Source organism: Rhodococcoides trifolii, assembly GCF_014635345.1.
In the GTDB taxonomy this organism is placed as follows: Bacteria; Actinomycetota; Actinomycetes; order Mycobacteriales; family Mycobacteriaceae; genus Rhodococcoides; species Rhodococcoides trifolii.
Genome location: NZ_BMCU01000001.1, coordinates 407,059 through 421,312, shown reverse-complemented (window position 1 = coordinate 421,312; position 14,254 = coordinate 407,059). Strand labels below are relative to the sequence as shown.

The following is a 14,254-nucleotide window of genomic DNA, read 5'->3' as shown; positions in this document are numbered from 1 at the left end:
TGTTGAAAGGTTTGATGAAGGGCTAGTGCAATGACCGCTCCGACCGTGGTCGCGATCGGCAGCTCTGCGGGCGGTATCGAAGCCCTCTCGAAACTGTTCGGCACGGTAGACGTGAACACCGACTGGTGTTTCGTCGTCGCCCAACACCTGTCCCCGGAAGAGCCGAGCCAACTCGCAGACATTCTGGGCCGGAAGACGACTCTGCGGGTGGTCGAGGCCGAGGACGGCGACTCGCTGGAACCGGGCACCGTCCTGCTGGGGCCACCGGGCTTGGATTTGCTGGTCCGCGCGGATCACGTCGACGTGGTCGCACCTTCGGACGAGCGCCGCCCCTGGCCCAGCGTCGACCATCTGCTGATTTCGGCCGCGGAGGCGTTCGGAAGCCGGAGTGTGGCGGTAGTGCTCTCCGGTACCGGCGACGACGGCGCCGCAGGCGTCGAAGCAATCGAGGCGGCCGGTGGGATCGTCGCGATACAAGATCCGGAGTCGACGCCGTACGACGCCATGCCGCGCGCCGCCTTCGCCACCGGTGCGGTCGACCTGGTACTTCCGGTCGGACAGATCGTTCCCCGACTGGCCCAACTGCTGCGCATCGAGACCCCGATCGCCGACGCCTTCGATTCGTTCGGGATGAGTACCGCGGACGAGACCTTGGTGGACGACGTCAACGCAGTTCTGTTGGCGACGACCGGGATGGACTTCTCCGGATACAAGCGGTCCACCGTCCGGCGACAGATCGGTCGCAGACAACGCACGGTCGATGCCCCGAGCCTCAAGGAGTACGTCGACCGGTTGCACGCCGAGCCCGACGAGGTCACTGCGCTCGCACGCGTGCTCCTGGTGACAGTGACCGCGTTCTTCCGCGACTCCGACGTCTGGAACGGGCTGACGAAGCACCTGGACGCGCTGGTCGCGGAGTTGGACGGCGGAACCCTGCGCCTATGGGTCGCCGGTTGCGCGAGCGGCGAAGAGGCCTACACCCTGGCCATGCTGGCCGCGGAAGCGCTGGGGGACGTGCGCGAGGACATGTCCGAAAGGGTGAAGATCTTCGCCACCGACCTCGACGATCGCGCGCTGAACGTGGCCAGACGCGGCCGCTACAGCACCGCGAGCGTGGAGGCCGTCCCCGAGCGACTGCGTACAAGGTGGATGAGGCAGATCGGCGACGAGTGGGAAGTCGTTCCGGCACTTCGGGAGAGCATCGTCTTCGCCCGGCACAACATCGCGTTCGATCCTCCGTTTCCGCACATCCACATGATGTCGCTACGGAACACCCTGATCTACTTCCAATCTCATCTCCAAGAACGTGTTCTGCACATCTGCCAGTTCGCATTGGAACCGAACGGGCTCCTGCTCTTGGGCCAGTCGGAGAGAGTGCCGCGGGCCGACGCGTTGTTCACCGTGGTCGAGCACGAACTCAGGCTGTATCGCCGACGCGTCTCGAGCCGCTCCTCGGCGCTGCCGATGGCGCGATTCTCCAGCATCCCGAGGGTCGCGCCGGAACCGAGCCGCGTCGAGACACAGGCGGCCAGGCCCTCGGTCGGAATGTACCGTAAACTGCTGCGCACCTTGGCTTCTCCGACGCTCGTCGTCGACGAGCACGGCGGACTCGTCGAGGTGATCGGCGACGTGTCGCTGTGGTGCTCGGTGGCGGAGGGCCCACACTCCGGCCATGTGGGCGAGCTTCTTCGAGAGCCGTATCGCCTCGCAATTCGCGCCATGCTGAGCCAGTTGCGATTCAGCGACCCGGGAGAAATCGTCCGGGACGTCGGCAACGGTCCCGAGGCCGTGACCGTGACGGCCACGAGAATGGTCGGCGACGGCCTGAGCGCGCTGGTCAGTTTCGCGTTGCCTGCGGACGGGGCCGAACGTGTTTTCATCACGACCGCCGGAGGCGACTCCGATGTGTTGCGGGTATCCGCCGAACTGGAGTCGACGCAGGAAGCTCTGCAGGCGACGGTGGAGGACCTGACCGCGTCCAACGAAGAGCTCCAGGCCATGAACGAGGAGCTGCAGGCGTCCTCCGAGGAACTGCAGGCGTCCTCCGAGGAAGTGCAGGCGTCGTACGAGGAACTCGAGGCGACCAACGAGGAACTCACGACCCTCAACCAAGAACTCCAGGTGCGCAGCACCGAACTGGCGCAAGCGAACAACGATCTCGAGAACATTCAGACCTCGCTGACCAACGGCCTGGTACTCGTCGATCGAGATCTGCGGGTCACGCGCTACACCCCCCTCGCAGTGCGACTGTTCTCCCTGATTCCCGAGGACATCGGCCGCCCACTTCCGGCTGTCCCCACTACCATCGAGGTGCCGGATTTGGATCGCTCGCTTCGGGAGACCATCGCGAGCAACAAGTCCGCCATCATCGAACTGTCGAGCGACACACGGGATCTGCTCGTGCAGACCCAGCCGTACGTCGGAACCGGGTCCGAGACGGTCGGCGCGATCGTGGTGGTGATCGACGTCAGCGAGATGGCAGCCGAGCGTCGACGCCGTGAACGTGCAATGGCAAATCTGCAGGTGGTGACCGAATCGGTACGCGAACTGGTCTGGCAGAGAAGCGTTTCCGGTGAACTGACCCTCCTGACCAGCCGGGTGGAGGGTCTGTACGGACTCGACCGAGAGCGCGTTCTCGCCGAACCGTCACTCCTTCTCGACGCCGTCCACCCCGACGATCGCGCACGCGTCGCGACGGCGACCGCATCGGCCAGTCGGCAATGGGAGATCGCGTACCGGATCATCAGGCCGGACGGATCGGAACGATGGATCGAGGAATCCGTATCGTTCGTCGAGAACCCCGCCGACGCCGACGACAGCTTCTACATCGGTAGTGCACTCGACGTCACCGACCGACACATGATCGAACAGGTGGCCGGGGAGAACTCGGCCGTCCTCACCGGGTTGTTCGACACCGAGGTGTTCGGCGTCCTCGTGTTGGACGACGACGACCGCATACTCCGCGCGAACGACAGATTCGCCGAGATGGTCGGCTACCGCCCGTCGGCACTCGTCGGCACTCCCATGCCGGTACTGCTCGAACCGGAACCCACGGCGAGATCCGCCGGCGACTTTCCCTTCGAAGCTCGGTCCGACGCAGACGTCGGATCCCGGCGCCTCACGAGGAGCGACGGAATTGCCCGCCAGGTCAGCGTCGAGTTCCTGGCGGTCGGCAAAGGTGACACGACGTTCGGCCCCCGCCGGATTGCTGTCGTTCACGACGTGTCCCGGATGCGGGAGATCAGTGCCGAACTCGCGATGCACGAGCAGTTCGATCAGCAGACCGGCCTACTCACCCGGTCGTATTTCCGAGCCAGGACGGAAGAGGCCGTTTCCGAGAATGCCGGCGGGGTGGCGATCCTCTGGGTCGACCTCGACGGCTTCAAGGAGGTCAACGACCGTCTCGGCCACCGGTCCGGCGACGTGGTGCTCGCCACCGTCGCGCGTCGACTGCAGACCGTCGCCCGCCGCCACGACGTCATCGGCCGCCTGGGCGGCGACGAGTTCGCCATACTGGTCACTCGCATGCAGGACCTCGACAACGTCGACAGCCTGGCACTGCGGATGCTGGCCGCAGTGCGCGAACCGGTTGCGCTGGGTGAGACGTTGGCGTTCGTGTCGGCGTCGATCGGAATTGCGCTCTACCCCCAGGACGGCACGACAGCCGAGGAACTGCTGCACAACGCCGACACCGCAATGTATTCGGCGAAACAGCACGGCCGGGACCGGCATGCGTACTTCACACCGGAGATGAACAGCGTCGCCGATGAACGCGCCGCCATGCGGCACGACATCGCCGAAGCCGTTCGACACCATGACTTCGTCATGTACTACCAACCGGTGTACGACGTCGCGACCGGCGACATCGCGATGGTGGAAGCCCTGGTGCGGTGGCAGCGGGACGACGAGATCGTCTCCGCCGACCGGTTCATCGACATCGCCGCGGAAACGGGACAGTTGCGAGCGCTCGGACAGCTCATCCTGCGCGCCGTGGACCGCGACATGAACGCCATGGCCGATGCGTTGAAGGACAAACAGCCGCGGGTCGCCGTCAACCTGTCGGGTACCGAGTTGCAGGAGCGGGAAACCGTCGACTGGCTGCTCGCGTGGCGGCCTGCCGGTGGATTCGAGAAGCTGCTGATCGAGGTGACCGAATCGGTACTGTTGGCTCCGGGCGGTCGAGCACGAGACAGCCTGAGCGTTCTGCGCCGGCTCGGTGCCACCATCAGCGTGGACGACTTCGGCATCGGCTACTCCAACCTGGAACTGTTGGACAGCCTCGAGCCGGGGGTCATCAAGATCGACCGTTCACTGCTCGAGCGTGCCGGCGAAGATGCGCGTGGAGCTCAGATTCTCACTGCTGCAGTGCAATTGGCACATGCCCTCGACGCGTCGGTCGTCATCGAGGGGGTCGCCGACGAATCGTTGATGACCCACGTACGCGGCCTCGGAGCCGAATTGGCGCAGGGATACCACCTGGCCGAGCCGATGCCGCTGGAGTCGTTGATCGATCTCATCAAGCTGAGTTCGTGAACAGGTAGATCGGGTGCGGCAACGGTGCCAGTACACGTTGCCGCACCCGAGTTCCGGGGGCGCTAGATCTTCGCGCCCGTCTGGGGGTGGAACAGGTAGACGAGGCCGTCCTGCTTGTTCAGAGTGATCGTATCCCCGATCCGGGCCGGCGCGCGATGTGGAGAGCGCGCGACGATGGACGCGGCCGTTCCGTCGAGGCCACGGATGTCTCCGGAACCGAAGTGCGCGTACAGGTACGACTCGTTACCCAGTTCCTCCACGAGGTCGACGACCACGGACAGTCCCTCGCCGGTCGACTCGCCGATGGCGAGCTGCTCGGGTCGCAGACCGACCGTCACGGTGTCGACACCGCTCGCCGCCAGCGCCGTGAGTTGCGCACGCTCGAGCGGAAGGGTGGAGTTACCGATCTTCACGCCACCGGACACCACCGGCACTGTGAACAGGTTCATCGCAGGTGACCCGATGAACCCGGCAACGAAGGCATTGATCGGATGGTCGTAGAGCTCCGTCGGCGCTGCGAACTGTTGCAGCTTGCCGTCTTTGAGGATGGCCACCCGGTCACCCATCGTCATGGCCTCGACCTGATCGTGAGTCACGTACACGGTGGTGGTGCCGAGCCGGCGTTGCAACGCGGCGATCTGCGTACGCGTCTGCACGCGCAGTTTGGCGTCGAGGTTGCTCAACGGCTCGTCCATGCAGAAGACCTGGGGTTCACGAACGATGGCTCGCCCCATGGCAACTCGCTGTCGCTGACCGCCGGAGAGCTTGCCCGGCTTGCGGTCGAGATACTCGGTGAGGTCGAGCAACCTCGCCGCTTCCGCGACACGCGCCTGTCGCTTCTCGAGGCTCACTCCGCGCATCTTGAGCGCGAATCCCATGTTCTCCCCGACCGTCTTGTTCGGGTAGAGCGCGTAGTTCTGGAAGACCATGGCGATGTCGCGGTCCTTGGACGGCACACCGACCATGTTCTTGCCGCCGATCTCGATGGCACCGCCGTCGATCTCCTCCAGGCCCGCGAGCATCCGCAGGGCGGTGGACTTGCCGGATCCGGACGGGCCGACCAGGACGATGAATTCGCCGTCCTGGATATCGAGGTCGAGGGAGTCGACGGCGAGCTTGTCGGCCCCTTCGTAGACACACGATGCTTGCTTGTACGCGATTGCAGCCATTGTTTCTTCTCCTACTTGATTGCGCCGAAGGACAGGCCGCGCACGAGCTTGTTCTGCGCGAACCATCCGGCGAGGACGACGGGGAGGGCTGCGAACGTCGCAGCGGCGGACAGCTGGGCCCAGTACAGACCCTGACCGGTGATGAATCCGACGAGATACACCGGAATGGTCTGTGCCTGAACGGCAGTGAGGTTGACGGCGAAGAAGAACTCGTTCCACGAGAAGATCACGCAGATGAGCGACGTGGCCGCGATTCCGGGTGAGACGAGAGGCAGGATCACCTCGCGCACCGAGGTCCACAGCGACGCGCCGTCCATGCTGGCGGCTTCGAGCAGTTCGCTCGGCACCTCGAGGAAGAACGAGCGCATCATCCACACCGCGATCGGGAGGTTCATCGCGGTGTACAGGATCACCAGGGTCCAGATGTTGTCCAGCATTCCGATGTCCCCGACGATGACGTACAGCGGCACGATGGCCGCCACGACGGGCAACATCTTGGTGGAGATGAAGAAGAACAGAACGTCCTGCGTCTTCTTCACCGGGCGCAGCGACAGCGCGAACGCGGCCGGAACACCCAGCAGGAGAACGAGAGCGGTCGAGACGATCGTCGCGAACGCCGAGTTCAGCAGCGTCGTTCCGATGCCGCTGTCCAGCACGCCGCGGTACTGATCGAGCGTCGGCGCAAAGAAGATCTTCGGGGTCGGGGTGTAGGCGTCGGCCTCCTGTTTGAAGCCGGTGATCACCATCCACAGCACGGGGAAGAAGAACACGATGCCGGCGATCCAGGCCACGAGCGACCAGAGTGAACTGGGCCCCCACTTGCCTTTTCGCGTGAGCGGGGTCGGGGTTTCCGCGTTGCCCTCGGTTGCCCTCTTGTCGGTAGCAGTGCTCATCACGCAGCCTCCTCGGTTCCACTGAAGCTCTTGAAGATCAGTCTCAGCGCCAGGGTGCTGACGATGATGGTGGCCACCACGGTGACGACGCCCATGGCCGCGGCCTGCCCGATGTCGAATCCGAGGAAGGCGCGCTGGTAGATGTAGAACGGCAGGTTCGACGACGCGACACCCGGTCCACCCGACGTCATCATGTACACGGCGTCGAAGGTGTTGATGAGGTAGATCGCGCCGAGCACGGCGCCGAGTTCGATGAAGCGGCGTAGATGCGGCAGCGTCAGTTCACGGAAGAGCTTGACCGGTCCGGCACCGTCGACTCTCGCTGCTTCGGCGATGTCCTTGGGCATGGACTGCAGCCCCGCCAAGATCAGCAGCATCATGAACGGAGTCCACTGCCAGACGAGGTTGGTCATCACCGATGCGAGCGGAAACCGGGAGACCCAGTCGATCTCGTCGACACCGAACGGGCTGAGGACGAAGTTGATCAGGCCGAAGACCGGGTCGAACATGGTGGTCTTCCAGATCAACGCACCGGCCACCGGGGTGATGAGGAACGGGGTGATGAGCAACGTGCGGATCAGGCTGCGGCCGATGAACTTTCGATCCAGCAGCAGCGCGAGCAGCAGTCCGAGCACCACCGAGATGATGACCGTGCCGACGATCATGATCACAGTGTTCAGCGCGACCTGACGGAACTGACTGTCGCGAAAGACGTCGACGTAGTTGTTGAGCCAGTTGAACTGTCGCGAGCCGGGCCGCACGAGGTTCCACGACTGCGTCGAGTAGTACAGCGTGAAGAGGAACGGAACCTGCGTGACGATGATCGCGAAGACCATCGCCGGCAGCAGCGGCCCGCGGCGACGCCACCCCTCCGCCTTGGAGATCGTCCGCGGACGCGGAACGAATCTGTCCGAACCGGCCTGCGCCGACTTCACTTCGGTTGTGGTCATCCCTGGCCCTCCTGGTACGTCTTGCCGACCACTTCGGCGTACTGCTGCGCTTGATCCAGCGCGTCCTGGACGCTCTTCTGTCCTGCCACTGCGGCACTGATCTGTTGGCTGACCCGCGTTCCCAGATCCTGGAATTCGGGGATCGTCAGAAACTGCACGCCGGTGTACGGCACCGGTTGCACCGTGGGCTTGTTCGGGTCGGCGCCGTTGATCGAATCCAGAGTCACCTGGCCGAACGCGGCCGCTGCTTCCTTGTATTCGGGAATCTCGTACGTGGACAGGCGACTTCCCGGAGGAACACGCGACCATCCGAGCTCGTTGCCGACCTTCTTCAGGTACTCCTTGTTCGTCATCCAGGAGACGAACTTCCATGCGTCGTCCGGGTTCTCCGAGGTCTTCGGGATACCGAGGGCCCAGGAATACAGCCAGCCGTTGTCGCTCTTGGCCGCCGACGGCGCCTTGGCGTAGCCGATCTTGCCGACGACATTGCTGGAGGTGGGGTCCTCGAGGACCGACACCGCCGAAGTGGCGTCGTACCACATGGCCGTCTGACCCTGCGCGAGCTGCGTACCGCACTCGCTGAACCCGCTGGTGGCCGCGCCGGCCTGGCCGTGGGTGCGGACGAGGTCGACGTAGAACTGGACCGCCTTCACGACCTCGGGGCTGTTCAGCTGTGCGTTCCAGTTCTCGTCGTACCAGCGACCGCCGAACGCGTTGATGACCGTGTCGAGTGGAGCGAGAACCTCACCCCAACCGGGCTTTCCGCGAAGGCAGATACCCGACATGCCGGGCTGATCGAGCTTGGCGGCGGCGTCGGCGACCTGGTCCCAGGTGGGTTCGGTCGGCATGGTGATGCCGGCCGCTTCCAGTAGGTCCTTGCGGTACATCAGGAACGACGACTCACCATAGAACGGAACCGAGTACATGCTGCCCTCGTAGGACAGAGAGTCCTTGAGCGTGGGAATGAAGTCGTTCTCGTCGTATCCCGGTGTTGCATCGGCGTACTCGGAGAGGTTCGTGAGCCAGCCGTTCGCTGCCCATTGCGGGGTCTCGAAGTTGCTGATCATCACCACGTCGAACTCGCCACCGCCGGTGGCAACCGACGCGGTGATCTTGGCACGAGCCTCGTTCTCCGAGAGCGACACGAACTTCAGATTGATGTCCGGGTTGTCGGCCTCGAACTCGGGAGCCAGCGAAATAGCGTCCGCCATCTGCGAATTCGAGACGATGGCCACGGTGATGGTCTTTCCTCCGCCGTCACCTCCGAACGAACCCGCCCCGGCGCACCCGGTCGCGGCAAGTGTGGTTGCCGCGACGAGTGCTATCAGTTTTTTCATACCCGTTCCCTTCTAGCTATCCAAAAGCATGTGTGCACAGGCGATGTCGGTCACGAGAATTTTCGCCAGTCCGCCGCGGAGCGCACCGAGGATGGCCTCGTGCTTACGCGCTCCACCAGAGATGAGAATCGTGTGGGCGCACGCCCTGATGTCGTCGAGTGACACCGACATGGTGCGCGGCGGCAAAGACCCGCCGACGTCGCTGCCGTCGGACGTGAAGAACCGCCCACCCACTTCACCGACGGCTCCCAGTTCGTCCAGCTCGGACAGCACCGCCGAGTCGATGAAGCTGCCCTCGAACAACGTGGTCGAGGTCGACACCGGGCCGAGTCCGAAGAACATCACGTCTGCGCTGCGACCTGCCTCCAGCGCCTTCGACATGACGGAATCCTGATGCAGCGCAGTCACTGTCGCGGGATCGGCGTACAGAGGGGCGTTCAACCGCATGGTCGACGCCGAGAATTTCTCGGCACATTGCCCCAACACGTAGTCGACCCCGGTCTGGTAATCGGCCGCCGCGCTCATCGACCCGTCCAGCTGCACCACGCGCGCGCATCGCCCGGTGCGATTCGCGAGTCCGTGCGCCACCGCCACCGTTTCCGGACCCCAGGTGAACCCGATGGTGTGGCTCGGCTGTACCCGCCGGATCAATACCGATGCCGCCGCGCGCCCCAGTGCGTCGTACCGGCCGTCGTGTTCGTCCACGTTGCTGTTCACGATCAGCACCTCGTCGATTCCGAACTTGCGCTCGACCGATCGTTCGAGATCCGGGTGCACCGATCCCCCGAGCGCGTCCGGCACACGAATCTCGATGCGCACCAACCCTTGCGCCCGCGCACGTGCCACCAGTCGGCCGGCCGTGGGCCGCGAGACGCCGAGTTTTGCGGCGATCTCGGCCTGGGTTGCGCCGTCGAGGTGGTACATCGTCGCGGCACGTAGGGCGAGGCGGAGGTCGTCGGTGTTGAGTACTGCTCCGGTCACGGCTTCACCTCCCCGAGGAGTGAGCAAATGCTCACATGGTGTTCATCTGCTCATTAAGCTAACATTAAGGTGTGATCCACACAACAGTTTCAGGCGAAAAGCCCGACATTCCGGCGACGATGCAGGCCAGCGTGCTGATGAAGCAGGGTGTCATCGACGTTCAGGAGCGTCCGGTTCCCACCTGCGCCCACGACGAGGTACTCGTTCGGGTCGCGTCGGTCGGGGTGTGCGGATCGGACGCCCACTACTACCGCGAGGGCCGCATCGGCTCGTTCGTCGTCGAGAGTCCGATCGTCCTCGGACACGAGGCGTCCGGGCTCATCGTGGCCGTCGGCGGCGGTGTCTCACCCGATCGCGTCGGGCAACGCGTGTCGATCGAGCCGCAGCGCCCTGATCCGACGAGCGACGAGTCGCGGCGCGGCGTCTACAACCTGTGTCCGCACATGGAGTTCTACGCGACTCCGCCCATCGACGGCGCGCTGTGCGAGTACGTGACAATCCAATCGTCCTTCGCGCACAAGGTGTCCGACGCAATCTCCGACGACGCCGCCGCCTTGTTCGAGCCGTTGTCGGTCGGCATCGCGTCGGCCCGCAAGGCCGCGATCACCGGCGGATCCTCGGTTCTGATCGCCGGCGCCGGGCCCGTCGGACTCGTGACCGCTCAGGTGGCTCGCGCGTTCGGCGCCACCGAGGTGATCGTCTCCGACATCGCCGAAGGACGGCGCGCCAATGCGCTGAGGTTCGGCGCCACGCAGGCGATCGATCCTGCGGCGGAGGACGTCCGCGCGCTGCGCGTCGACTCGTTCGTCGACGCGTCCGGCGCCCCACGCGCGGTCGTCGACGGCATTCACGCCGTGGCCCCCGCCGGCCGCGTCGTCCTGGTCGGGATGGGCGGCGACGAGTACGCGCTGCCCGTCTCGGTCATTCAGAACCGTGAACTTCTGCTCACGGGTGTGTTCCGCTACGCCAACACCTGGCCGACGGCGCTGTCGCTGGTGCGCAGTGGCGCAATCGATCTGGATTCGATGGTAACCGCCAGATTCGCCCTGCCCGACGTCGAGAAAGCGCTGAACGCCGACCGCGAACCCGGCAGTATCAAGGCAGTGGTCACCCTGACACCTACACAGGAGGAACTCTCGTGAAGCTGAACGCTGCATCGTTGACCGACGTCGTCGATTCGGTCGCCGTTCCGACGTACGACCGGTCGACGGTCACCGCGGGCATCGTTCACTTCGGAGTCGGCGGCTTCCATCGCGCGCACCAGGCGATGTACGTCGACAGGTTGCTGAACGACGGCAAAGCCACCGAATGGGGAATCTGCGGCGTCGGCGTCCTTCCGGGTGATCGGAAGATGAAGGAGGTCATGGCCTCCCAGGACTGCCTCTACACATTGGCACTCAAGCACGCCGACGGTACGTGGGAGACTCGCGTCATCGGTTCCATCGTCGAATACCTCTTCGCGCCCGACGATCCCGACGCAGTCGTGGAAAAGCTCGCAGCCGAGACCACGCGCATCGTCTCGCTCACGGTCACCGAGGGCGGCTACAACTTCTCCCCCACCACCGGTGAATTCGATGCCGCCAATCCTGCTGTGCAGCAGGACCTTCAGCCGGGTGCGTTGCCCGCAACCACCTTCGGCCTCGTCGTGGAGGCGTTGGCTCGTCGACGTGACCGCGGCATCGCGCCGTTCACCGTGATGTCCTGCGACAACATCCCCGAGAACGGCCACATGGCGCGGTCGACCTTCACCGCCTACGCGCGCCTGAAGGATCCCGCTCTGGCGCAGTGGATGGAAGCCGAAGTGCGCTTTCCGAATTCGATGGTGGACCGCATCACCCCGGCCACCACACCGGACGTCGTCGCACAGATCTCCGAGCGCTTCGGTATCGACGACGAATGGCCTGTCGCGGGCGAGCCGTTCACGCAATGGGTTCTCGAAGACAGCTTCTCGGTGGGACAACCCCCGTTGGAGGACGCCGGAGTCCAACTGGTCGACGACGTCACACCGTACGAGCTCATGAAGCTCCGACTGCTGAACGCGAGCCACCAAGCGCTCTGCTATTTCGGCTATCTGGCCGGATACCGCTTGGTGCACGAGGTTGCGCAGGATCCGCTGTGGCAGCGCTTTCTCCTCGCCTACATGGACGACGAGGCCACGCCTACGCTGCACCCCGTCCCCGGAATCGATCTGACCGAGTACAAACACACACTGATAGAACGCTTTTCGAACCCAGAGATCCGCGACACGGTCGCCCGCCTGTGTGCGGAGTCGTCGGACCGAATCCCGACGTGGCTCGTACCCGTCATTCGCCTGAACATCGAGTCCGGCGGATCCGTGGAACTGTCGGCGGCCGTCGTGGCCTCCTGGGCCCGGTACGCCGAAGGCACCGACGAGCAGGGCGAACCGATCGAGATCGTCGATCAGCTGAAGGACTCACTAGTCCCCCTGGCCCGCGAAGGCGGAACCGCATTCATCGAGAACCGGCGACTGTTCGGCGACCTGGCCGACAACGCGCGGTTCGTGGAGGCGTACTCCGCGACGCTCGAGTCCCTGCACTCGCGTGGTGCGCGGGCGACGTTGGAAGGGTTGATGGAGGGGCGCTGATCCTGCCCGGCCCGGCGATTCCTGCCCAGCGATTGTGCACAGGGCATATCCGTTATCCACAGGCAGCGCGAACGGGGCTTCCGCGGCCTGCAGCGGGACGCAAGACTCGTGACATGCCGGAGAAACACTTCACGCGCCGCGAGGCGCACCATCGCGGCCTGTCCAACTCCGCCATCCGAAGGGGTCTGCGCAGTGGCGACCTGACGCGTATTCGTCACGGCGCGCTCATGGCAACCGAGGACTGGGACGCGCTCGCCGCGCGAGAGAAGTACGTGGCGCAAGTCCGTGCGGCAGCGCTGCGCGGCACCTCGAATTCAGCTGTCAGCCACCACTCTGCGGCGGCGTTGCACGGGTTACCGCTGTTGCATCCCGACTACGAGACCGTGCACTTCTCCTGTCACGGGAACGGCGGAGGGTATCGGGCTGCGCGCGTCGTGCATCGGGTGTCGCTCGACGCGCACGACGTGACAGTGGTCGACGGACTGCTCGTCACCACGCTCGCCCGCACCGCCGTCGACACCGCCTGCGCGGGCACGTTCGACCAAGCTGTGTGCGTCATGGAGTCGGCACGTCGCGCCGGAGCCACGACCGCCGAACTCCATGATGTGCTGGGGCGTCTGGGCAAGCGCAAGGGAATTGCTGTTGCGCGCAGAGCCGCCGACTACGCCGACGGCACCCGGGAGCAGCGCAGCCCTCACACCCGGTCCAGCACCGTCGCGAAGGCAACCTCCGCCGCCCCCACCAGCGACGCCCGCGACCCCAAAGCCGCCGGCCGCAACTGCACACCGAACTGCCGCACCACCAGGGACTCCGCCAACGACGCCACCAGCCGATCCTGCACCGCCGGAAGCAGATCGGCGAACAACCCACCGAACACGACGACACGTGGGTCGAACATCGCCACGACATTTCGTAGCCCCAAGGCCAACCACTCGGCATACGAATCCAGGACGGGATCACCGGGTGTGCAGGACTGCAGCCGGTCGCACAACTCGTCGATCGTCGCGTGCTCGGGTAAGCCGACTGCACGCTGCATCGCGAACCTGCCCACCTCTGTCTCCCAACAACCGAGCGACCCGCACCGGCACCGGCGTCGGCCGTTGATTCCCATGTGGCCCAACTCGACTGCGTATCCGCCGGCCCCGACGACGGTGACGCCGCTACTGATCACGCCGCCGCCGACACCGACGTCCGCCATCAGGTAGACCACGTCGTCGACGTCACGTGCCGCACCTCGAACGTGCTCGGCGAGCGCACCCAGATTGGACTCGTTGCCCACGAACACGTCGCTCCCGGTCTCGGCCGCGAGCATGTCGCCCAGTGGAACGTCGACCCAGCCGAGGTTGGGAGCCGAGCGCACCAGGTTGTCCGACGACCGCACCAGACCGGGGACCGCGACGCCCACTGCGCTGGGCGGCCGGTCGAACCGCGCACCGATACTCGTGACCGCGTCGCCCAGAAGACGCACCAGGACCTGTGGGTCGAACTCTCCCGCAGGTGGTTCGAGGCGAACCTCGGCCAGAACCGACCCACCGAGTCCGACGGCGGCGACCGTCAGCCAGTCGATGGCGGCGTCGACCGCAACCACCCACACCGACGACGGCACGGGCGCAACGACCAGTGACGGCCGGCCCGCGTTGCCACCGCTCGAATCGGGATTCTCTATCGCGAGGCCGTCGCCGACGAGTTCGTCGACGACGGCCTTGATCGTGCTGCGGTTGAGCTCCAAGCGGTCCGCGAGATCCTTACGGGTGCGTTGACCACCGAGGTGAATGCTCCGCACCAC

At 64.9% G+C, this 14,254-nt stretch carries 10 protein-coding genes; 3 read left to right on the top strand and 7 right to left on the bottom strand.

The features are described from left to right. Window positions 1–30: 30 nt before the first annotated feature. The gene (locus IEW02_RS01975) at window positions 31–4,533 is read left to right on the top strand and encodes an EAL domain-containing protein (protein ID WP_188543024.1); all 4,503 of its coding nucleotides are present in this window, start codon (window positions 31–33) and stop codon (window positions 4,531–4,533) included. 62 nt (window positions 4,534–4,595) lie between these two features. Here the strand turns inward: IEW02_RS01975 and IEW02_RS01970 are convergent, their stop codons facing one another. The 5 genes from IEW02_RS01970 to IEW02_RS01950 are packed head-to-tail and all read right to left on the bottom strand — an operon-like array spanning window position 4,596 to window position 9,863. Beyond that, window positions 4,596–5,702 (bottom strand): ABC transporter ATP-binding protein, encoded by a 1,107-nt coding sequence (locus tag IEW02_RS01970; protein WP_188543023.1) that lies wholly within the window; start codon window positions 5,700–5,702, stop codon window positions 4,596–4,598. Window positions 5,703–5,713: 11 nt separating this feature from the next. After that, entirely contained in the window at window positions 5,714–6,595 is an 882-nt protein-coding gene (locus tag IEW02_RS01965; RefSeq protein ID WP_188543022.1) for a carbohydrate ABC transporter permease, read from the bottom strand. Then, window positions 6,595–7,545 carry a carbohydrate ABC transporter permease gene (locus IEW02_RS01960; protein ID WP_188543021.1) on the bottom strand — a complete coding sequence of 317 codons (951 nt, stop codon included), beginning with the start codon at window positions 7,543–7,545 and terminating at the stop codon, window positions 6,595–6,597. Before IEW02_RS01960 ends, IEW02_RS01965 begins: the two co-directional genes overlap by 1 nt. Continuing rightward, window positions 7,542–8,882, bottom strand: a complete 1,341-nt coding sequence (locus IEW02_RS01955; RefSeq protein WP_188543020.1) for an ABC transporter substrate-binding protein — start codon at window positions 8,880–8,882, stop codon at window positions 7,542–7,544. The genes IEW02_RS01960 and IEW02_RS01955 overlap by 4 nt, the downstream gene beginning before the upstream one ends. Before the next feature lie 12 nt (window positions 8,883–8,894). Continuing rightward, window positions 8,895–9,863 carry a sugar-binding transcriptional regulator gene (locus IEW02_RS01950; protein WP_268236688.1) on the bottom strand — a complete coding sequence of 323 codons (969 nt, stop codon included), beginning with the start codon at window positions 9,861–9,863 and terminating at the stop codon, window positions 8,895–8,897. A gap of 119 nt (window positions 9,864–9,982) precedes the next feature. Here IEW02_RS01950 and IEW02_RS01945 point away from each other — a divergent pair, with 119 nt between their 5' ends. After that, the gene (locus IEW02_RS01945; protein WP_188543941.1) at window positions 9,983–11,005 is read left to right on the top strand and encodes an NAD(P)-dependent alcohol dehydrogenase; all 1,023 of its coding nucleotides are present in this window, start codon (window positions 9,983–9,985) and stop codon (window positions 11,003–11,005) included. After that, the gene (locus tag IEW02_RS01940) at window positions 11,002–12,468 is read left to right on the top strand and encodes a mannitol dehydrogenase family protein (protein ID WP_188543019.1); all 1,467 of its coding nucleotides are present in this window, start codon (window positions 11,002–11,004) and stop codon (window positions 12,466–12,468) included. Before IEW02_RS01945 ends, IEW02_RS01940 begins: the two co-directional genes overlap by 4 nt. A gap of 353 nt (window positions 12,469–12,821) precedes the next feature. Here IEW02_RS01940 and IEW02_RS01930 read toward each other — a convergent pair whose 3' ends face one another. Both IEW02_RS01930 and IEW02_RS01925 read right to left on the bottom strand, forming a co-directional pair. Next, entirely contained in the window at window positions 12,822–13,166 is a 345-nt protein-coding gene (locus IEW02_RS01930; RefSeq protein WP_188543018.1) for a hypothetical protein, read from the bottom strand. Next, the gene (locus tag IEW02_RS01925) at window positions 13,163–14,251 is read right to left on the bottom strand and encodes an ROK family protein (RefSeq protein ID WP_229745728.1); all 1,089 of its coding nucleotides are present in this window, start codon (window positions 14,249–14,251) and stop codon (window positions 13,163–13,165) included. Before IEW02_RS01925 ends, IEW02_RS01930 begins: the two co-directional genes overlap by 4 nt. Between the last annotated feature and the right edge of the window lie 3 nt (window positions 14,252–14,254).

Excerpts from the sequence above, each read along its gene's own strand:
- IEW02_RS01975 (WP_188543024.1), top strand. The coding sequence starts at position 31 with ATGACCGCTCCGACCGTGGTCGCGATCGGCAGCTCTGCGGGCGGTATC.
- IEW02_RS01970 (WP_188543023.1), bottom strand. The coding sequence starts at position 5,702 with ATGGCTGCAATCGCGTACAAGCAAGCATCGTGTGTCTACGAAGGGGCC.
- IEW02_RS01965 (WP_188543022.1), bottom strand. The coding sequence starts at position 6,595 with ATGAGCACTGCTACCGACAAGAGGGCAACCGAGGGCAACGCGGAAACC.
- IEW02_RS01960 (WP_188543021.1), bottom strand. The coding sequence starts at position 7,545 with ATGACCACAACCGAAGTGAAGTCGGCGCAGGCCGGTTCGGACAGATTC.
- IEW02_RS01955 (WP_188543020.1), bottom strand. The coding sequence starts at position 8,882 with ATGAAAAAACTGATAGCACTCGTCGCGGCAACCACACTTGCCGCGACC.
- IEW02_RS01945 (WP_188543941.1), top strand. The coding sequence starts at position 9,983 with ATGCAGGCCAGCGTGCTGATGAAGCAGGGTGTCATCGACGTTCAGGAG.